Source organism: Streptomyces regalis, assembly GCF_001509475.1.
Taxonomy (GTDB): domain Bacteria; phylum Actinomycetota; class Actinomycetes; order Streptomycetales; family Streptomycetaceae; genus Streptomyces; species Streptomyces regalis.
On record NZ_LLZG01000044.1, the window covers coordinates 1 to 19,634 of the forward strand.

Sequence of the window (19,634 nt, forward strand, 5' to 3'; positions counted from 1 at the left end):
CTGGCTTCACTTCTACAACACTGGCCGCCGACACACCGCGCTCGGCGGCCAGCCACCGATCAGCCGACTGTCACCAAAGTCATGACCGAGTACATCTAGGGCCTGCGCGGGCAGCGCGCCGGGCCGCTCGGCCGATCCCTCGATCGCGGCGATTCCGGTGGCGGCCTGCACGAGACTGTCGAACCCTCGCCGCCCGCCCCACGGCCCGTACGGCCCCCATGCCGACAACTGCGCCACGACCAGCCCGGGCCGCCGCTCGGCCAGTTCCTGAGCCGACAGCCCGAACCGGTCCAGGGCGCCCGGCCGGTACCCGGTGACGACGACGTCCGCGGCCGCGAGCAGTTCCTCGAAGGCGCGCCGGTCAGCCACCAGGTCCAGCGTCGCCGAGCGCTTCCCGAAGCCCGTGTCGGCGTGCTGGTCGGCCAGTTCGGGCAGGTCCGGCGCGTCCACGCGCAGGACGTCCGCGCCGAGCAGTGCGAGCGTGCGCGTGGCGACCGGGCCCGCGATGACCCGCGTCAGATCCAGCACGCGCACCCCGGCGGCGGGAAGAAGGGGCGCACCGTCGAGCGGCGGGAGCGCACGCGCGCGTGCCGTGTCCAGCCGCTCGCGCTCGACGAGCGGCCGTCGGGCCACCGCGGCCGCCTGCTCGTGCACCGCCCACTCCTCGGGCGTACGCAGCGCCACGGCCAGCCCGCCGGCCGCGTACACGGACTCCTCCACCTCGCGTGAGGACCGCTCGGCGAGCGCCGCCCCCACGGCGTCCGGATCCTCCTGGGTCATCCCCAGCGCGGCCAGCAGCCGGGCCCGGTGATGCGGATAGTTGGCGTGCGTCCGCACCCAGCCGTCCGCCGTTCGCCAGAACCGCGACAGCGGCGCGAAGGCGACCGGCGCGCGCCCGTCGATCAGCAGATGCCGTTCACTCACGAACGCCGTGGCGATCGCCCCGTCGTCCAGCCGCACCCCGGGCACCTCGGCGAGCCCGGCCCGCCGCGCCCCCAGCTCGGCCGCGGCCAACGCGCACGCACCCACGCACGCGCGCGCCAACTCCCGTACGGGGAGGCGCGCACGGAGCGCGCCCTCCCGCAGTACGGTCGACACCCGCGGGAGAAGGGCGGGGTCGCCGCCCACCGCCGACCAGGCGAACTTGATTCCCGTCATGACTGCATGATGCAGTGTTGATTCAATCAACATGTTGACCGGGTGGCCGGACGGATAGCCGGACGGAGTGCCGCCGCCGTACATCCGGCCTACCCGATCAATCAACGGCATCCACTGCGTTGACGATGCCGAACCCGTAGAACCCGTTGAACCGCTTGCCGCCCTCGCACACCGCGTCCTGCGTGCCGTCGCCGTTCAGGTCGTAGGACTCCGGGCAGCCCGGGTTGTCCGCCTCGGCCCTCAGTAGCGCCTTCAGCTGGTCCGGAGTCGCGTACGGGTACCGGGACTTCAGCAGCGCGGCGACGCCCGCGGCTTGCGGGGAGGCCATCGACGTGCCCTGCAGAAAGCCGTACTTGCCGCCCGGGACGGTGGACAGGATGCGGCCGTTCTTCGACGGGGTGTCCGGGAGCTGGTAGAGCCGGTCGCCGCCCGGGGCCGCGATGTCGACGACGCCGTAACCGTACGAGGAGTAGTACGACTTGAGGTTCTGTACACCCGTGGCGCTGACCGTGACGACGCCCGGCAGCTGGGTCGGTACGTCGAAGCACTCGTGCGGGTCGACCGTGCGCTTGACCGCGGTCGAGTCGTCGGGGCTGCTCTCGTCGACGATCGCGTCGGAGTCCAGGTCGTGGTTGGAGTTGCCGGCCGACGCGAGGTTGAGGGTGCCCTTGTTCTGGGCGTACAGCTGGGCCCTGTTGACCGCATCGACGATCGCCCGCTGGTCCGGATCGTCCATGCAGTTGTACAGCCATGGATCAACGTAGTAGCTGTTGTTCGTGATCTCGACGCCGTGGTCGGCGGCGAACACGAAGGCGCACACGACGCTCTCGGGGTAGTAGAGACCGTTGACCGGATCGCTCACCTTGATCCCGGAGACCTTGACGCCGGGGGCGACGCCGGCAATACCGATGCCGTTGCGCGGCGCGGCTATCTCGCCCGCCACATGCGTGCCGTGGGCGGCGGTGCTCGTGTACGGCCGCCAGGCGCCGGCGCTGGTGTCCGCCTTGCCGCCGGCGCAGTTCGCGGACTGGGCGGCGGAGAAGTTCGGCGCGAGGTCGGGGTGGGTGTCGTCGACGCCGTTGTCGATCACGGCGACGGTCACCCTGCCGCTGCCCGGGTTGATCTTCGCGGCCCGGTCGGCGCCGATGGCGCGCAGGTTCCACTGGTCGGCTTCGAGGGGCTCGCTGTCGGCTGCCGCGGTGGCCGCGCTCGTCGTCCTTGCGGTCTGTCGGGCCGTCATGAGCTGGAGGGGGCCCTCGTCCGTCGCGCCGGCGGCGGTCAAGGGCGCCGTACGGGTCGCACCCGCCGACTGCACCCCGCGCACCGCGCGTATCGCCCGGGCGAAGTCGGGGTTCGCGGAGTGGACGACGATCACGCCGATCCGCGCGTACGCGATCACCACCGTCCCGTCGGCCGCGGCTATCGCCTTCTTCACCGACTCGATCGTGCGGTGGTCCGACCGGGTGTTGACGACATACGCCAGCGAGGGCGCATCCGTGGCCCGCACGGCGGGCTCCGCGGGCGGTACCGCCGAGGCCCCGGTCGGCAGGAAGCCGAGCGAGGCGGTCAGCGACAGAACGAGGGGTACGGCGAGGCCGAGACGGCGTCTGGACCGCAGATGAGCCATGGGGTCTCCACATCATCCGGAACGAGACCGCCCGAGACGCGGGTGGGCGCTCGGGCAGGTACATGACGAGTGGTGCAGAGGCGAAGCTATCCCCGAACCTACTGGCCAGCAATCTGACCCGGGGCGACTTCGGAAAGAAGCCCGGGGCGTTGAACCGGTCCTCGCGTGGCGCCGTGACGTTGAACAGGAGGCGCGAGCACCATCGAGCCCCCTGTCGGATCACGCGCCGTGGCCCTAACATCGCCACCCGGCTCAAGTGATCCATGTCACCACGAGGAACAGAGCCGTCCATGTCCGTACCCGATCCGTCCCCGACTTCCGATCCGCCCCCCACCCCCGATCCGTCCCCGTCCACTGTCGCAACAGCGCCCGCAACGCGAGGAGACTCCGTGGCTACCGACGCACCGCCCCCCTCGAAAGAGACATACAAACTCCCCTCCACCGAGGAGTTCACCGAGGTGCAGGAGAGTGCGGAGTTCGGTGAACTGCGCCGCTCCTACCGCTCCTTCGCCTTTCCGCTGACCGTCGCCTTCATTGCCTGGTACCTGCTGTACGTCCTGCTCTCCAACTACGGGGGCGACTTCATGGGCACCAAGCTGTTCGGCAACATCAACGTCGCGCTCGTCTTCGGTATCGCCCAGTTCGTCACCACATTCCTCATCGCCTGGTGGTACGCGCGGCACGCCAGCGCCAAGCTCGACCCCAAGGCTGAGGCCATCAAGACACGTATGGAGGGCGGCGCATGAGCCCCGCGATGACCCTTGCGGCCAACGAGGCCAGCGAGCACCGGCCGCTGATCATCACCCTGTTCGCGTGCTTCGTGGTCGCGACCCTTTTCATCACCGTCTGGGCGGGCCGCCAGACCAAGGACGCCGCCGACTTCTACGCGGGTGGCCGGTCGTTCAGCGCCTTCCAGAACGGCCTCGCCGTCTCCGGCGACTACATGTCCGCCGCGTCCTTCCTCGGCATCGCGGGCGCCATCGCCCTCTTCGGATACGACGGCTTCCTCTACTCCATCGGCTTCCTGGTCGCCTGGCTGGTCGCCCTGCTCCTGGTGGCCGAGCCACTGCGGAACTCCGGCCGCTACACCATGGGTGACGTGCTCGCGTACCGCATGCGCCAGCGCCCGGTGCGCACGGCGGCCGGCACCTCGACGATCGTCGTGTCGATCTTCTACCTGCTGGCCCAGATGGCGGGCGCGGGCGTCCTGGTCTCCCTGCTGCTCGGCATCACCACCGACGCCGGGAAGATCCTCATCGTCGCCCTGGTCGGCGTCCTGATGATCGTGTACGTCTCCATCGGCGGCATGAAGGGCACCACCTGGGTCCAGATGGTCAAGGCCGTGCTGCTCATCGGCGGGACGATCCTGATCACCTTCCTGGTGCTGCTGAAGTTCAACTTCAACATCTCCGACCTGCTCGGCCAGGCCGCCGAGAACAGCGGCAAGGGCGCCGCCTTCCTGGAGCCCGGCCTCCAGTACGGCGCGACCGGCACCTCGAAGCTGGACTTCATCTCCCTCGGCATCGCCCTCGTCCTCGGCACCGCAGGTCTGCCGCACATCCTGATCCGCTTCTACACGGTGCCCAACGCCAAGGCCGCCCGGAAGTCCGTGAACTGGGCCATCGGCATCATCGGCGGCTTCTACCTGATGACCATCGCCCTCGGCTTCGGCGCTGCCGCGCTGATCTCCCAGGACGAGATCATCGCCTCCAACCCGTCCGGAAACACGGCGGCACCGCTGCTCGCCCTGCATCTCGGCGGCGTCGACTCGGCCTGGGGTGCGATCCTGCTCGCCACCATCTCGGCGGTGGCCTTCGCGACGATCCTTGCCGTGGTCGCCGGCCTGACCCTGGCCTCGTCCTCGTCGTTCGCCCACGACATCTACGCGAACGTCATCAGGAAGGGCCAGGCCACCGAGAAGGAGGAGGTCCGGGCAGCTCGCCTCGCGACCATCGGCATCGGTGCCGTCTCCATCCTGCTCGGCGCCCTCGCCCGCGACCTGAACGTCGCCGGCCTGGTCGCCCTGGCCTTCGCGGTCGCGGCCTCCGCCAACCTGCCGACGATCCTCTACAGCCTGTTCTGGAAGCGGTTCACCACCCAGGGCGCGCTGTGGTCGATCTACGGCGGTCTGATCGTCGCCGTCGGCCTGGTGCTGTTCTCGCCGGTCGTCTCCGGCGACCCGAAGGCGATGTTCCCGGACGTCGACTTCGCCTGGTTCCCGCTGAAGAACCCGGGCATCATCTCCATCCCGTTCGGCTTCTTCATGGGCTGGCTCGGCACGGTCCTGTCCAAGGAAGAGCCCGACGCTGGCAAGTACGCGGAGCTGGAGGTCCGGTCCCTGACCGGCACCGGCGCCCACTGAGAACGCCCCCTGAGCGGCCGCGTCGTAGAGATCTACGACGCGGCCGCGTCATACGTCGTGGGATCGGGCCGGTGTCGCTGTCAGTGCGGTCACGTAGGCTCGCAGGTGACGTAGTAAGAATCTGGTTTGTGACGAGGGAGGGGGCCCACGTGCTCATCGACACCTACGGCCGGGTGGCCACCGACCTGAGGGTTTCGCTGACGGATCGCTGCAATCTGCGGTGCACGTACTGCATGCCCGAGGAGGGTCTGCAGTGGCTCGCCAAGCCCGACCTGCTCACGGACGACGAGATCGTCCGTCTGATCGACATCGCGGTGACCTCCCTCGGGATCGAGGAGGTCCGCTTCACCGGCGGTGAGCCGCTGCTGCGCCCGGGCCTGGTCGGCATAGTGGAGCGGGTGGCGGCGCTGGAGCCCCGTCCGCAGATGTCGCTGACGACGAACGGCATCGGTCTCAAGCGCACCGCGGCCGCTCTGAAGGCGGCGGGCCTGGACCGGGTCAACGTCTCCCTGGACACTCTGCGTCCGGACGTCTTCAAGACCCTCACCCGCCGCGACCGGCACAAGGACGTCATCGAGGGCCTGCACGCCGCCCGCGACGCGGGCCTGACCCCGGTGAAGGTCAACTCGGTGCTGATGCCGGGCCTGAACGACGACGAGGCCCCGGACCTGCTGGCCTGGGCGGTGGAGCACGACTACGAGCTGCGGTTCATCGAGCAGATGCCTCTGGACGCCCAGCACGGCTGGAAGCGCGACGGCATGATCACCGCCGGGGACATCCTGACCTCCCTGCGCAGCCGCTTCGAGCTGACCGCCGAGGGCGAGGAGAAGCGGGGCTCGGCTCCGGCGGAGCGTTGGCTGGTGGACGGCGGCCCGCACGTGGTCGGGGTCATCGCCTCCGTGACCCGCCCGTTCTGCGCGGCCTGCGACCGCACCCGCCTGACGGCCGACGGCCAGGTCCGCACGTGCCTGTTCGCGACGGAGGAGACCGACCTGCGCGCGGCCCTGCGCTCGGGTGCCCCGGACGAGGAGATCGCCCGTATCTGGCGCCTGGCGATGTGGGGCAAGAAGGCGGGCGCGGGCCTGGACGACCCGAGCTTCGTCCAGCCGGACAGGCCGATGTCAGCCATCGGTGGCTGAAGAGGCCTCTTCCCACTCCTTCAACAGGACCACGTCCTTCAAAAACCCCCGCACCCCGAGGAACTGCGACAAATGCTCGCGGTGTTCTTCACAAGCGAGCCACGTCTTCCGCCGCTCCGGCGTGTGAATCTTCGGGTTGTTCCACGCCAGCACCCACACGGCGTCGGCACGGCACCCCTTGGCAGAACAGATCGGCGTCTCGTCACTCACAGATTCGTCTCACAAGATTGCGCACAAAAGGCGACGCCGAGCAGCCACGGGGGGAGCTGCCCGGCGTCGGTCCGTCGCTCCGACGGGGGATGCGGAGCGCCTACGAAGTATGTCACGGGTAACCCGTCGCCCGGCACCGGAACAACACTATTGATCTGAGCTTTTCCTGAGCTTGGCGTGGAGTCGACTTCCGGAGGGAAGCGGTCCGCAGGGTCACGCCTCGTCGTGCGGTTTCCTTTGTGCGCCCGGCGCGGAGTCCCCCGCGACATCTTCCGGGACGGATTCCGCGAAACCGTCATTCGTCCGCGGCGGAGTGATCATCGGCCGCATCGGCGCGGTCACGAACGTCGACGGCAAGGAAGGCGCATTTTCCCGCCCCGCATTGGCGATCACCACCGCGATGTACGGCAGGATCGCCCCGAGTACCAACGCCACGATCGCGACGTGCCGTTCGACGTTCCACAGCGAGGCCGCGAGGATCACCGACACCGTACGGACCGACATCGAGATGACGTACCGGCGCTGCCGCGCGCGCACATCGTCATGGAGGCCCGCCCGGGCCCCGGTGATCCGGAACACCTCGGTGTTGCCGCTCGCGTGCAGCTTCCGCATCACATTCCACCATCCGCCCGCATCGGACTCTCCCCCTGCCCGTACCCTTCCGCCCCCGGTCGGGGACCCGGGCCAGGACACCTCCCACGTTACGCCCCGTCTCCGCCGCCTACGAGAGTGGGGCCCCTGTCACCTGGGGGAACGCTCTCAGCCATAACGCGTACGGCCGTACCTGGCATGCGACGTACCACGTCCGGACCAACACTGGGCGTAATGCTCACCCGAGCCGTACGAGGAGGCAGTCATGGGCTGGTTGTGGGCGATCATCGTGGGACTGGTGCTGGGCCTGATCGCGAAGTTGCTCATCCCGGGCAAGCAGCACAGCCCTCTCTGGCTGACCACCATCTTCGGCATGCTCGGTGCCATCGTCGGCAATTCCATCGCCCGCGCGTTCGGCGTCGATTCGACCCGCGGCATCGACTGGAGCCGGCACGTCTTCCAGATCGTCGCCGCAGTGATCATCGTGTACGTGGGCGACATGCTGTACCTGGCGACGCTGGGCAAACGAAAGCAACGGACGTGAGAGACCAACGCCCTGGCGGACGCGCCCTGAAGGGGCGCGGGGCTGTATCGATTTGCGGCTCCGCCGCGCGGGCGCGACCAGCCACACTGAAGCCGCAGCCCGCAGATCACCGCACCCCTACGACGCAACCCGAAACGGCGCAACCCACGGAGCGCTACGCGCCGGTGACCTCGACCGCCGCCAGGTTCTTCTTCCCGCGCCGCAGCACCAGCCACCGCCCGTGCAGCAGGTCCTCCTTCGCGGGCACCGCGTCCTCGCCGGCGACCTTGACGTTGTTCACGTAGGCCCCGCCCTCCTTCACGGTGCGTCGCGCGGCGGACTTGCTGGCCACCAGGCCGACCTCGGCGAAGAGGTCGACGACCTGGCCGAGCTGCTCGACCTGGATGTGCGGCACCTCGGAGAGAGCCGCCGCCAGCGTCCGGTCGTCCAGCTCCGTCAGCTCGCCCTGGCCGAAGAGGGCCTTGGACGCGGCGATCACGGCGGCCGTCTGGTCGGCGCCGTGCACCAGCGTCGTCAGCTCCTCGGCGAGCGCACGCTGCGCGGCACGGGCCTGCGGACGCTCCTCGGTCTGCTTCTCCAGCTCCTCGAGCTCCTCACGGGACTTGAAGGAGAGGATGCGCATGTACGTGGAGATGTCCCGGTCGTCCGCGTTCAGCCAGAACTGGTAGAACGCGTACGGCGTCGTCATCTCCGGGTCGAGCCAGATGGCGCCGCCCTCGGTCTTGCCGAACTTGGTGCCGTCCGCCTTGGTCATCAGCGGGGTCGCGAGAGCGTGCACGTCGGCGTGCGGCTCCAGCTTGTGGATCAGGTCCAGACCCGCCGTGAGGTTGCCCCACTGGTCGCTGCCGCCCTGCTGCAGCGTGCAGCCGTACCGCCGGTACAGCTCCAGGAAGTCCATGCCCTGCAGCAGCTGGTAGCTGAACTCGGTGTAGCTGATGCCCTCTTCGGACTGCAGGCGACGGGCGACCGAGTCCTTGGTCAGCATCTTGTTGACGCGGAAGTGCTTGCCGATGTCCCGCAGGAACTCGATGGCCGACATGCCGGCCGTCCAGTCCAGGTTGTTCACCATCACCGCGGCGTTGTCGCCCTCGAAGGACAGGAACGGCTCGATCTGCCCGCGCAGGCGGTTCACCCAGTTCGCGACCGTCTCCGGGTCGTTCAGCGTGCGCTCGGCCGTGGGGCGCGGGTCGCCGATCTGGCCCGTCGCGCCACCCACCAGCGCCAGCGGGCGCAGGCCCGCCCGCTGCAGGCGGCGCATGGTGAGGACCTGGACCAGGTGGCCGACGTGCAGGCTGGCCGCGGTCGGGTCGAAACCGCAATAGAACGTGACGGGACCGTCCGCGAGCGCCTTGCGCAATGCGTCCTCGTCAGTGGACAGGGCGATCACGCCGCGCCACTTCAGCTCGTCGACGATGTCCGTCACGGTTCTCGTGTCTCCTTGAAGATCTTCGGGCAGTCGGGTGACAGCCGACTACGAGGTTATACGCCCTGACTGACAGAGCTCATGTTGAAATCGGGGACGCGCAGCGCCGGCATCGCCGCCCTGGTGAACCAGTCGCTCCACTCCCGGGGCAAGGTCTTCTCCGTACGGCCCGCCTCCGTGGCCCGCCCCAGCAGGCCCACCGGCGACTCGTTGAACCGGAAGTTGTTGACCTCGCCGGTCACCTCACCGTTCTCGACGAGGTACACCCCGTCCCGGGTCAGGCCGGTGAGCAGCAGCGTCGCCGGGTCGACCTCGCGGATGTACCACAGGCACGTCAGCAGCAGCCCGCGCTCGGTGTCCGCGACCATCTCCTCGAGCGAGCGGTCCTCGCCGCCGTCCAGGATCAGGTTGTCGATGCCCGGCGCCACGGGCAGACCGGTCAGCCCCGCACTGTGGCGGCTGGTCGTGAGGTGCTTCAGCTCGCCCTCGCGCATCCACTCGGTGGCCGCGAGCGGCAGCCCGTTGTCGAACACGGACGTGTCGCCCCCGGAGGAGTGCGCGATCATGAAGGGCGCGGACTCCAGACCGGGCTCGTTCGGATCGCTGCGCAGAGTCAGCGGCAGCTCGGCCAGCTTCTCGCCGACGCGCGTCTTTCCGCCTGGCTTGGAGAACACGGTCCGGCCCTCGACCGCGTCCCGCCCCGACGCCGACCACATCTGGTAGATCAGCAGGTCGGCCACGGCGGTCGGCGGCAGCAGCGTCTCGTACCGGCCCGCCGGAAGCTCGAGGCGCCGCTCGGCCCAGCCGAGGCGTACGGCCAACTCGGCGTCCAGCGCCGTCGGGTCCACGTCCTTGAAGTCCCGCGTGGACCGCCCGGCCCATGCCGAACGCGTACGGTCCGGGGACTTGGCGTTCAGCTCCAGCGTCCCGTTGGGCTGGTCGTGCCGCAGCCGCAGCCCGGTGGACGTGCCCACGTACGTCGACACCAGCTCGTGGTTGGCGAAGCCGTACAGCTCCCGCCCGCCCGCACGCGCGCGTGCGAACGCCTCACCGAGCGCCGGGGCGAAGTCGGCGAACACCGTGGACGACGTCTCGGCCGGGGCGTCGGCGAAGTCCGGCGACGCCGGTACGTCCGTGACCAGCGGCTGCGCGTCCTCGGCGGGCCCGGCGCCGCGCGCGGCGGCCTCGGCGGCCCGCACCAGCGGCTCCAGCTCGTCCGCGGTCACCGCGGACCGGGACACGACGCCGGAGGCCGTGCCCTCCTTGCCGTCGACGGTCGCGACGACGGTGAGCGTCCGCCCGCGCGTGACGCCGTTCGTGGTCAGCGCATTGCCCGCCCAGCGCAGATTGGCGGTCGACTGCTCGTCGGCGATGACGACACACCCGTCGGCCCGGGACAGCTCCAGGGCGCGCTCGACGATCTCGTGCGGCTTGTTCGTACGGGCGCTCATCGACCGGCCTCCTGGGTCGTGTTGAGGATGTTGACTCCCTTGAAGAGGGCGGACGGGCAGCCGTGCGAGACCGCCGCGACCTGACCCGGCTGGGCCTTGCCGCAGTTGAACGCGCCGCCGAGTACATAGGTCTGCGGACCACCGACGGCCGCCATCGATCCCCAGAAGTCCGTGGTCGTCGCCTGATAGGCCACGTCCCGCAGCTGGCCGGTGATCCGCCCGTTCTCGATCTTGAAGAACCGCTGCCCGGTGAACTGGAAGTTGTAGCGCTGCATGTCGATGGACCAGGAACGGTCGCCGACCACATAGATCCCGCGGTCGACGCTCCCGATCAGATCCTCGGTCGACATCCCCGCCGGATCCGGCTGCAGCGACACATTGGCCATGCGCTGCACCGGCACATGGCCGGGGGAGTCGGCGAACGCGCACCCGTTGGACCGCTCGAACCCGGTCAGCTTCGCGATCCGCCGGTCCAGCTGGTAGCCGACCAGGGTGCCGTTCTTCACCAGCTCCCAGGACTGGCCCTCGACGCCCTCGTCGTCGTATCCGATGGTCGCCAGGCCGTGCTCGGCGGTGCGGTCACCGGTGACGTTCATCAGGTCGGAGCCGTACCTGAGCTTGCCGAGCTGGTCGAAGGTGGCGAAGGAGGTGCCGGCGTACGCGGCCTCGTAGCCGAGGGCGCGGTCCAGCTCGGTGGCATGACCGATGGACTCGTGGATGGTCAGCCACAGGTTGGAGGGGTCGACGACGAGGTCGTACGGCCCTGCCTCGACGCTCGGCGCCCGCATCTTCTCGGCGAGCAGCTCGGGGATCTGCGCCAGCTCGGACTCCCAGTCCCAGCCGGTGCCGGTCAGGTACTCCCAGCCGCGTCCCACGGGCGGCGCGATGGTGCGCATGGAGTCGAACTCGCCGCTCGACTCGTCGACCGACACGGCGGTCAGCTGCGGGTGCAGCCGCACGCGCTGCTGCGTGGTCACCGTCCCGGCGGTGTCGGCGTAGAACTTGTTCTCGTGGACCGTGAGCAGCGAGGCGTCGACGTGATTGACCCCGTCCGCCGCCAGCAGCCGCGCGCTCCAGTCCGCCAGCAGCGCCGACTTCTCCTCGTCGGGCACGGTGAACGGATCGATCTCGTACGACGAGATCCACGTCTTCTCGCTGTGCACGGGCTCGTCGGCGAGCTCCACCCGCTCGTCCGACCCGGCGGCCTTGATCACCTGGGCGGACAGCTTCGCCATCGCCACCGCCTGCGAGGCGACCTTGGCGGCGGCGTCCAGCGTCAGATCCACCCCCGACGCGAACCCCCAGGTCCCGCCGTGCACCACCCGCACCGCGTACCCGAGGTCGGTGGTGTCCGACGACCCGGCGAGCCTGGCGTCCCGCAGGCGCCAGGACGCGCTGCGCACCCGCTCGAACCGGAAGTCCGCGTGCTCGGCACCCAGGGCACGCGCGCGTGCGAGCGCCGCGTCGGCCAGCGCGCGTAGGGGAAGCGCCGTAAAGGCTTCGTCGATCGTATGAGGCACGGAGGTCTCCCTGCTGTCGTGGCCTGTCGCCACCGATCATGTCGCGCGGGCGGGCCGCGGACCACACGTTTCCGGCTGGAGTGACGCATCTTTCTGTAGGGACCCGACAGTGACACCCGTAAGCCACTGTCGGTGCCCGAATGTCCCCGGGCGGTACCGGCCCGATAGGTTTTCGGTGAAGCCGCCTGCCATCCAGGGTGTTCGGGCGGGTGTGTCAGACCTCTATCGAAAGGGTGATCCGTTGAGCCGCTCGGTTCTCGTCACCGGAGGCAACCGGGGCATCGGCCTCGCCATCGCCCGCGCTTTCGCCGACGCCGGCGACAAGGTCGCGATCACGTACCGCTCGGGTGAGCCGCCGGCCGGCTTCCTGGCCGTCAAGTGCGACATCACCGACACCGAGCAGGTGGAGCAGGCCTACAAGGAGATCGAGGCCGAGCACGGCCCGGTCGAGGTTCTGATCGCCAACGCCGGCATCACCAAGGACCAGCTCCTGATGCGCATGTCCGAGGAGGACTTCACCTCGGTCATCGACACCAACCTCACCGGCACCTTCCGCGTGGTCAAGCGCGCCAACCGCGGCATGCTACGCGCCAAGAAGGGCCGCGTCGTGCTGATCTCGTCGGTCGTCGGGCTGTACGGCGGACCCGGCCAGGCGAACTACGCCGCCTCCAAGGCCGCCCTGGTCGGCTTCGCGCGTTCCCTCGCCCGTGAGCTGGGCTCGCGCAACATCACCTTCAACGTCGTCGCGCCCGGCTTCGTCGACACCGACATGACCAAGGTGCTCACCGACGAGCAGCGTGAGGGCATCGTGAAGCAGGTGCCGCTCGGTCGTTACGCGCAGCCCGAGGAGATCGCCGCGACGGTGCGGTTCCTCGCCTCGGACGACGCCTCGTACATCACTGGAGCCGTCATCCCCGTTGACGGCGGACTGGGAATGGGTCACTGATCACCATGAGCGGAATTCTCGAGGGCAAGCGCGTCCTGATCACCGGTGTGCTGATGGAGTCCTCCATCGCCTTCCACGCCGCCAAGCTGGCCCAGGAGCAGGGCGCGGAGATCATCCTCACCGCGTTCCCGCGGCCCACGCTGACCGAGCGCATCGCCAAGAAGCTGCCGAAGCCCACCAAGGTCATCGAGCTCGACGTCACCAACGACGAGCACCTCGGCCGCCTGGCCGACATCGTCGGCGAGGAGCTCGGCGGCCTCGACGGCGTCGTCCACTCCATCGGCTTCGCGCCGCAGGACGCGCTCGGCGGCAACTTCCTCAACACCCCGTTCGAGTCGGTCGCCACGGCCATGCACGTCTCGGCGTACTCCCTGAAGTCGCTGACCATGGCCTGCCTGCCGCTGATGCAGAACGGCGGCTCGGTCGTCGGCCTCACCTTCGACGCGCAGTACGCCTGGCCGCAGTACGACTGGATGGGGCCGGCCAAGGCCGCGCTGGAGGCCACGAGCCGCTACATGGCCCGCGACCTGGGCAAGCAGAACATCCGCTGCAACCTGATCTCCGCCGGCCCGATCGGCTCCATGGCCGCCAAGTCCATCCCGGGCTTCGCCGACCTGGCCTCCGTGTGGGACAGCCGCTCCCCGCTGGAGTGGGACCTCAAGGACCCCGAGCCGGCCGGCCGCGGCATCGTCGCCCTGCTGAGCGACTGGTTCCCGAAGACCACCGGCGAGATCATCCACGTGGACGGCGGCCTGCACGCCATCGGCGCCTGATCTCCCGTACGCCGTTCGACGCCCCGTTTCCCGCCCCGCGCGGGGAGCGGGGCGTCACCCGTTCGGCCTATTCGGCCGGGCGGGGGAGACCTGCAACTGCGCACTCTGGAGTACGCGTTCACTACGCGAGCCCCTCCCCAGTACGGCCGAGGAGGTCCCCTTGTGCGCTTTTTCCGCCGCCTGGCCTCAACGACCGTCGCCGTCACTCTCGTGCTGCCCCTGCCGTACGAGGCGATGGCCCACGCACGCGTGCACGCCGCCGAAGCGGAAGCGCAGCCCGAGGAGCCGTTCGGCGCCGCATGCCGGATCCGCGTCACCGGCTCCCATGTGACCGCGTACTGCCACAACCCGTATCCGGAGACCGACCGGGTGAGCCTGCACGTCGAGTGCGCCCGCTGGTGGGACCTCGACAGCGACGGCTCCGAGGTGAACGCCGGGCCCGCGCAGACCGTGCGGCTGAGTGCGCGCTGCTGGAAAGAGGTCGGCTCGGTGTGGATCAGTCACCGGCGGGAGAGCTGAAGCGCCCCGGTCGGCACAGGAACGGATAGCTCGCCGCCTCCGCCGCGGCCGCCGCCGAGTCCCCCGCGCGGATCGCGTCGACCAGCCGCGCGTGGTCCATGTGCGTCTCCGGCGTCAGCTCCTCGCCGACGTCCTCGCGCAGCCAGTCCCGCAGCACCTCGCCCAGGTCCGCGTACATCGCGGTCATCACGTCGTTGTGGGAGGCCGCCACCACCGCCAGATGGAAGGTCGCGTCGGCCGCCACGAACGCCTCCGCGTCACCCGACTCCCAGGCCTCCTCGCGCCGCACCAGCAGCGCGTCCAGCTGCTTGAGGTCCTTCTCCGTACGCCGCTCGGCGGCCATCTTCGCGGCGGCCGACTCCAGCGTGGAGCGCAGCTCGGCGATGTGCCGGGGGTCGGCGTCGGCGAAGCGGCGGTGCATGACGCCGGCCAGCTCGCTGGTCGCCACCACATAGGTGCCGGAGCCCTGGCGGATGTCCAGCAGGCCGTTGTGCGCGAGTGCGCGGACCGCCTCGCGGACCGTGTTGCGGGCCACGCCGAGCTGCTCGACCAGCTCGGGCTCCGTCGGGATACGGGAGCCGACCGGCCATTCGCCCGACGTGATCTGGTGCCGCAACGCCGCGATGACCTGCTCGGACAGCGCCGAGCGGCGGGGATGGCTCAGGGGCATGGCACACCTTCGCACGTCAGGGCCGGGACCGGGCGGCCCGGGGATGGACAACCAATCATCCTATGATTCTATGATGGGTTTCATGGCACGCGAGGAAACCCGGACCCGGACAGTGACGTCCCCGCGGACAGGCACCCCTGAAGGGCGGACCCTCACAGGGCCCGCCACGCGCGCGTGGACGATGCGGCTGCTCGTGCTCGGCATCGTGCTGACCGCGCTGAACCTCCGCCCCGCCATCACCAGCCTCGGCGCCCTCCTCGAAGAAGTCCGCGACGGGCTCGGCATGAGCGGCAGCGTGGCCGGACTGCTCACCTCCGTGCCCCCGCTCTGCTTCGCCGTCTTCGGCGTCACGGCCCCGCGCCTGGCCCGCCGCTTCGGCCCGGGCACGGTGGTGTGCGCCGGCATGGCCGCCATCACCGCGGGCCTGCTCATACGGCCCTACACGGGCAGTACGGCCGGCTTCCTGGCCGCCAGCGCGCTCGCCCTCATGGGCATCGCGGTCAGCAACGTCCTGATGCCGGTCATCGTCAAGCGCTGGTTCCCGGACCGGGTCGGCTCCATGACCGGCCTGTACTCGATGGCCCTCGCGCTCGGCACCGCGTCCGCGGCGGCGGTGACGGTGCCCATGACCGAGGTGCTGGGCGGGAGTTGGCAGACCGGGCTCGCGGTGTGGGCGGGGCTCGCGGCGGCGGCCGTACTGCCGTGGATTCCCTTCGTACGGGACCGGGGGGCGGCGCCCGCCGACTCCGGGCAGGAGCAGCACGCGCGCGTGGACGCACCCCCGCTGCGGATCACCCGGAGCCGCACCTCCTGGGCCCTCGCCGTCTACTTCGGGCTCCAGGCCACCGGCGCCTACATCACGATGGGCTGGATGGCGCAGATCTTCCGGGACGCGGGAGTGCACGCCGGCACGGCGGGGCTGCTGCTCGCCGTCACGATGGTGATGGGCGTGCCGCTGGCGTTCGTGATTCCGCGCCTCGCCGGCCGGCTGCCCCACCAGGGGCCGATCGTGCTCGCGCTGGGCGCCTGCGGCCTCGCCGGTTACGCCGGCCTGTACCTCGCACCGGCCGCCGGATCCTGGGCCTGGGCCGTGCTGCTCGGCGTTTCCAACTGCTCGTTCCCGCTGGCCCTCACGATGGTCGGCATGCGTGCCCGGACCAGCGCGGGAGTGGCCCAGCTGTCGGGCTTCGCGCAGAGCACCGGCTATCTGCTCTCCATCCCCGGTCCGCTCCTGGTGGGCGTGCTCTACCAGCACAGCGGCGGCTGGGGGCTGCCGATCGCGCTCATGGCGGGCCTGATGATCCCGCAGATGGCGGTGGGTGTCCTGGCGGGACGCGACCGCACGGTGGAGGACGAGGCGGCCCGCTGAGCGTCACCCCGGCGGACCAGCCGCGGACGGCGGGTGGGAGACTTGCCGTATGCCAGTGCTCGACCCGAACCCCCAGAACGGCCAGAAGAAGATGCTGCTCGTCTTCGGCGCCTTCTTCGCCATCTTCGTGATCATCGCGGTCATCGCGACGGTCGCCTCGCCCTGACGCACGTCGTCCTGCCGAGCGATGGCGGGACCCGATGTGGCACGCGATGGTGGGGCTAGCACCACCATCCCCTAGGGGGCGAGTGTCAGGGTCAACTGGGTGGATCACCGGATGGGTTGAGGGCCGAGGAGTCCGTAACTTCGAAGTGTGACCGCGAGAGGCGGACACGGACCACTCGAAGACCCACGGAGGCGTCATGTCGGCCCGCACGCACACCCCGCCCCACCCGGCGTCCACGGGCCGTGCCGACATCCGGCTGCCCTGGTGGGCCCTCGCCCTGCCGGCGCTCGCCTTTGTCACGCTGCTGATGCTGATCATCAACCCGTCCGACGCGCAGGCGGCGACCGCCCAGCCCGGGATCACCCAGCTCTTCGAGCGCATACAGCAGTTGATCACGCGCTGAGCACTACAGAAGCCGCCCGTCAACTCCCTGCGCCCCATGGCCTGTTTCATGCGAAGCTGGATCTCATGAGCGTCGCAGAATCCCGCAGGATTGTCCTCTTCCGGCATGCGAAAGCCGACTGGCCACAGGTGACCGACCACGAGCGGCCGCTCGCTGATCGGGGCCGAATGGACGCGGCAGAGGCCGGCCGCAGGCTGGCCGACACCGACATCCCCTTCGATCTGGCCCTGTGCTCCACCGCGACCCGGACCCGGGAGACCTGGAAGCTCGCCGTCCACGAGTTCCCGCACCGGCCGAAAACCATCTACGAAGAGCGGGTCTACGAGGCCTCACCCGGCGAGCTGATCGCCGTGCTCAACGAAACCCCCGACGACGCGCAGAACGTCCTGCTGATCGGCCACAACCCGGGCGTGCAGGGACTCGCCGAGATCCTGTCCGGCTCGGCCGAGAGTGACGCGCGCGAGCGGATGAGCCGCCGCGGCTTCCCGGCCGCCGCCTTCGCCGTCGTCTCCTTCAGCGGCCCCTGGAAGACGCTGGAGCCCGGCGTGGGCACACTGCTCGACTACTGGGCGCCGTCCGAGTGACCGACCCACACGAAGGGGCCTGGCGCCGTCGCGGTGCCGGGCCCCTTCGTGTGCGGGCCATCAGGCCTCGTCGTGCATGTCCGCCGCCTCGACCTCTTCGCGGGTGACGCCCAGCAGATACAGGACCGTGTCCAGGAACGGCACGTTCACCGCCGTGTGGGCGGCCTCCCGCACCACCGGCTTGGCGTTGAAGGCGACGCCCAGACCGGCCGCGTTCAGCATGTCCAGGTCGTTGGCGCCGTCGCCGATCGCCACCGTCTGCGACAGTGGCACCCCCGCCTCCGCGGCGAACCGGCGCAGCAGCCGCGCCTTGCCCGCCCGGTCCACGATCTCGCCGGTGACCCTGCCCGTCAGCTTCCCACCCACGATCTCCAGCGTGTTCGCCTGGGCGAAGTCGAGCCCCAGCCGCTCCTTCAGATCATCGGTGACCTGGGTGAACCCACCCGAGACGACCCCCACTTGATAGCCGAGCCGCTTCAGCGTACGGATCAGCGTGCGCGCGCCCGGCGTCAGCCGCACCTCGCTGCGCACCTTCTCCACCACCGAGGCGTCCAGCCCCTCCAGCAGCGCCACGCGCGCGTGCAGCGACTGCTCGAAGTCCAGCTCCCCGCGCATCGCGGCCGCCGTCACCTCGGCCACCTTGTCCTCGCAGCCGGCGTGCGCGGCGAAGAGCTCGATCACCTCGTCCTGGATGAGGGTCGAGTCCACGTCCATGACGACCAGGCGCTGCGCACGCCGGTGCAGACCCGCCGCGACGACCGCGATGTCGACACCCAGTGCCGCCGCGTCGGTCACCAGGGCGGTCCGCAGCGGTTCGGTCTCCACGCCGGACACCGCGAACTCCACTGCAGTCACGGGGTACTTGGCGAGCCGGAAGATACGGTCGATGTTGCCGCCGGACTTGGTGATCCGGGCGGCGATCGCAGCCGTCGCCTCCGCGGTGAGCGGATGCCCGAGCACGGTCACCAGCGAGCGTCCGAGGCCGCGCGGCCGGTTGTCGCCCAGGCCGGAGATGATCTCCGCCTGCATCTTCATCGACTCCGCCCAGCTGTGGACGGTCGCCCGCAGGTCCCCCTCCAGCCCGGCAGCAGGCTGCGTCACGAGCGCGCACAGCGTGATCCGGCCACGGGTGAGGACCTGCTCGATGTCGACCACGTCGACGGAGTAGGCGGCCAGCGTGTCGAAGAGGCCGGCCGTGATGCCCGGCCTGTCCTTCCCGAAGATCTTGACGAGAAGTGTGGGGATGTCGGAGGTCTGCGAAGCGCTCATGGTGCTTCCACCGTATCCGGCACCCAGTGCCTGCCGCCCCTGAGGTCCGTCTAGCGGACACGGAACACTGGGTGTCGGTCGGGTGGCGTGAGCCTTACATTCGGGCCACGGCTGCATCGGGAGCTGTGAAGCGCCCCGGACGTACCTGTGAGCGGGGGCCGCTGACTCGTGCCGGCGCGACTGCGGATGCCGGCGCAGGCATGCCCGAGGGCGGGCGTACGGCGGCGGCCCCGCCCGGGCGATCACCGCGGCCCGGACGCATCACCGCGAGGCATGCCGACCCGCTCCCGGATCAGGAGGGCCTCACAGCCCGACCCGCCGCCGGGCCAGGAGGGCCCCGCAGCCCGACCCGGCTCGGGATCAGGGGTGCCCCTTCGGCCTCCCCGGCGGCGGGGGAGGCGGCGGCGGAGGGGGTGGCCCGTCGCCCGCTCCGGACGACGACTGATTCCCACGCCGGCGAGGAGGGCGGGGCGACCTCGGGGGCGGCCCAAACGGCCGGACGACCGTGGGGGCGCCGTACATGTCGTCGTCACCGGGACGCGGCGGCTCACCCGGCGGCGGGTCATCGGGCGGTGGCTCAGCGGGTTGCGGGTCACGGGGTGGCGGTTCACCGTACTGCGGCGCACGGGGCGGCCATGCATCGTCGCGCCCCCACCTCGCATCACGCTCCGGCGCCTCCTCGGACGACCGGGCGCCCCCGGGAGGCGGGGCAGCACCCGGCGGCCGCGCGTCCTCCGGCTCGCGCAGGTGGTCCGGCACACGCAGATACGGGTTCGTCGCCGGGTTCGGCGGCCGGTACGGCGTGCCGGGCTTTACCGCCCCGGGCGGCCTCCAATCCGGAGGCGCCCCGGCCCCCCCGGGGGCCGATCCCGCCGATCCCGGCGTCCCCGCCTGGCTGGCCACCCCCCAC

Annotated in this window: 19 protein-coding genes and 1 pseudogene; 11 read left to right on the forward strand and 9 right to left on the reverse strand. The window is 70.2% G+C overall.

Features of this window, described 5'->3' with window-relative positions; genetic code table 11:
- Positions 1 to 93: 93 nt before the first annotated feature.
- Both ADL12_RS08615 and ADL12_RS08620 read right to left on the reverse strand, forming a co-directional pair.
- Positions 94 to 1,158, reverse strand: a pseudogene (locus ADL12_RS08615) (CoA transferase); the annotation flags it as partial.
- Positions 1,159 to 1,255: 97 nt separating this feature from the next.
- Positions 1,256 to 2,785 (reverse strand): S8 family peptidase, encoded by a 1,530-nt coding sequence (locus tag ADL12_RS08620; RefSeq protein WP_062700256.1) that lies wholly within the window; start codon positions 2,783 to 2,785, stop codon positions 1,256 to 1,258.
- A gap of 389 nt (positions 2,786 to 3,174) precedes the next feature.
- Here ADL12_RS08620 and ADL12_RS08625 point away from each other — a divergent pair, with 389 nt between their 5' ends.
- From ADL12_RS08625 to moaA, 3 genes are all read left to right on the forward strand, one after another.
- Complete coding sequence (locus ADL12_RS08625) at positions 3,175 to 3,531, forward strand: DUF485 domain-containing protein (RefSeq protein ID WP_062700258.1); 357 nt, start codon at positions 3,175 to 3,177, stop codon at positions 3,529 to 3,531.
- On the forward strand, positions 3,528 to 5,147 hold the full coding sequence (locus ADL12_RS08630; RefSeq protein WP_062700259.1) for a solute symporter family protein: 1,620 nt from the start codon (positions 3,528 to 3,530) through the stop codon (positions 5,145 to 5,147). The genes ADL12_RS08625 and ADL12_RS08630 overlap by 4 nt, the downstream gene beginning before the upstream one ends.
- A gap of 149 nt (positions 5,148 to 5,296) precedes the next feature.
- Entirely contained in the window at positions 5,297 to 6,286 is a 990-nt protein-coding gene (gene moaA, locus ADL12_RS08635) for a GTP 3',8-cyclase MoaA (protein ID WP_062700260.1), read from the forward strand.
- Here moaA and ADL12_RS08640 read toward each other — a convergent pair.
- Entirely contained in the window at positions 6,269 to 6,496 is a 228-nt protein-coding gene (locus tag ADL12_RS08640; RefSeq protein ID WP_062700261.1) for a hypothetical protein, read from the reverse strand. The two genes, moaA and ADL12_RS08640, sit on opposite strands and share 18 nt — an antisense overlap.
- A gap of 213 nt (positions 6,497 to 6,709) precedes the next feature.
- Positions 6,710 to 7,108 carry a DUF3099 domain-containing protein gene (locus ADL12_RS08645; RefSeq protein ID WP_062700262.1) on the reverse strand — a complete coding sequence of 133 codons (399 nt, stop codon included), beginning with the start codon at positions 7,106 to 7,108 and terminating at the stop codon, positions 6,710 to 6,712.
- A gap of 244 nt (positions 7,109 to 7,352) precedes the next feature.
- Between ADL12_RS08645 and ADL12_RS08650 the strand changes: the two genes are divergently transcribed.
- Entirely contained in the window at positions 7,353 to 7,631 is a 279-nt protein-coding gene (locus ADL12_RS08650; protein ID WP_062700263.1) for a GlsB/YeaQ/YmgE family stress response membrane protein, read from the forward strand.
- 154 nt (positions 7,632 to 7,785) lie between these two features.
- On the opposite strand, the gene tyrS is transcribed toward ADL12_RS08650, so the two are convergent.
- Genes tyrS through ADL12_RS08665 form a run of 3 tightly spaced genes read right to left on the reverse strand, consistent with a single transcriptional unit; the run spans position 7,786 to position 12,025 of the window.
- On the reverse strand, positions 7,786 to 9,054 hold the full coding sequence (gene tyrS / locus ADL12_RS08655; RefSeq protein WP_062700264.1) for a tyrosine--tRNA ligase: 1,269 nt from the start codon (positions 9,052 to 9,054) through the stop codon (positions 7,786 to 7,788).
- Positions 9,055 to 9,110: 56 nt separating this feature from the next.
- On the reverse strand, positions 9,111 to 10,505 hold the full coding sequence (locus tag ADL12_RS08660; protein WP_062700265.1) for a metallopeptidase TldD-related protein: 1,395 nt from the start codon (positions 10,503 to 10,505) through the stop codon (positions 9,111 to 9,113).
- On the reverse strand, positions 10,502 to 12,025 hold the full coding sequence (locus ADL12_RS08665) for a TldD/PmbA family protein (RefSeq protein WP_062700267.1): 1,524 nt from the start codon (positions 12,023 to 12,025) through the stop codon (positions 10,502 to 10,504). Before ADL12_RS08665 ends, ADL12_RS08660 begins: the two co-directional genes overlap by 4 nt.
- A 241-nt stretch (positions 12,026 to 12,266) precedes the next feature.
- Between ADL12_RS08665 and fabG the strand changes: the two genes are divergently transcribed.
- From fabG to ADL12_RS08680, 3 genes are all read left to right on the forward strand, one after another.
- Positions 12,267 to 12,971 (forward strand): 3-oxoacyl-[acyl-carrier-protein] reductase, encoded by a 705-nt coding sequence (gene fabG, locus ADL12_RS08670; RefSeq protein ID WP_062700269.1) that lies wholly within the window; start codon positions 12,267 to 12,269, stop codon positions 12,969 to 12,971.
- Between the two features lie 5 nt (positions 12,972 to 12,976).
- Positions 12,977 to 13,744: an enoyl-ACP reductase FabI gene (gene fabI, locus ADL12_RS08675; protein ID WP_062142324.1), complete on the forward strand. Its 768-nt coding sequence runs from the start codon at positions 12,977 to 12,979 to the stop codon at positions 13,742 to 13,744.
- 162 nt (positions 13,745 to 13,906) lie between these two features.
- Positions 13,907 to 14,263 (forward strand): hypothetical protein, encoded by a 357-nt coding sequence (locus ADL12_RS08680; RefSeq protein ID WP_062700271.1) that lies wholly within the window; start codon positions 13,907 to 13,909, stop codon positions 14,261 to 14,263.
- Here the strand turns inward: ADL12_RS08680 and ADL12_RS08685 are convergent.
- Positions 14,241 to 14,933, reverse strand: coding sequence for a FadR/GntR family transcriptional regulator (locus tag ADL12_RS08685; RefSeq protein ID WP_062700273.1), 693 nt, complete (start codon positions 14,931 to 14,933; stop codon positions 14,241 to 14,243). The genes ADL12_RS08680 and ADL12_RS08685 overlap by 23 nt on opposite strands.
- A 70-nt stretch (positions 14,934 to 15,003) precedes the next feature.
- On the opposite strand from ADL12_RS08685, the gene ADL12_RS08690 reads away from it, so the two are divergent.
- The 4 genes from ADL12_RS08690 (at position 15,004) to ADL12_RS08700 (ending at position 17,455) form a co-directional block, all read left to right on the forward strand.
- A complete protein-coding gene (locus tag ADL12_RS08690) occupies positions 15,004 to 16,302 on the forward strand; it encodes a CynX/NimT family MFS transporter (protein WP_062700275.1) in 1,299 nt (432 codons plus the stop codon).
- A gap of 49 nt (positions 16,303 to 16,351) precedes the next feature.
- The gene (locus ADL12_RS57655; RefSeq protein WP_107119863.1) at positions 16,352 to 16,468 is read left to right on the forward strand and encodes an SGM_5486 family transporter-associated protein; all 117 of its coding nucleotides are present in this window, start codon (positions 16,352 to 16,354) and stop codon (positions 16,466 to 16,468) included.
- A 196-nt stretch (positions 16,469 to 16,664) separates the two neighbouring features.
- On the forward strand, positions 16,665 to 16,871 hold the full coding sequence (locus ADL12_RS08695) for a hypothetical protein (RefSeq protein ID WP_062700277.1): 207 nt from the start codon (positions 16,665 to 16,667) through the stop codon (positions 16,869 to 16,871).
- A 65-nt stretch (positions 16,872 to 16,936) separates the two neighbouring features.
- Entirely contained in the window at positions 16,937 to 17,455 is a 519-nt protein-coding gene (locus tag ADL12_RS08700; RefSeq protein WP_062700279.1) for a SixA phosphatase family protein, read from the forward strand.
- Positions 17,456 to 17,515: 60 nt separating this feature from the next.
- Here the strand turns inward: ADL12_RS08700 and serB are convergent, their stop codons facing one another.
- On the reverse strand, positions 17,516 to 18,724 hold the full coding sequence (serB, locus tag ADL12_RS08705) for a phosphoserine phosphatase SerB (RefSeq protein WP_062700281.1): 1,209 nt from the start codon (positions 18,722 to 18,724) through the stop codon (positions 17,516 to 17,518).
- Positions 18,725 to 19,634 lie beyond the last annotated feature (910 nt).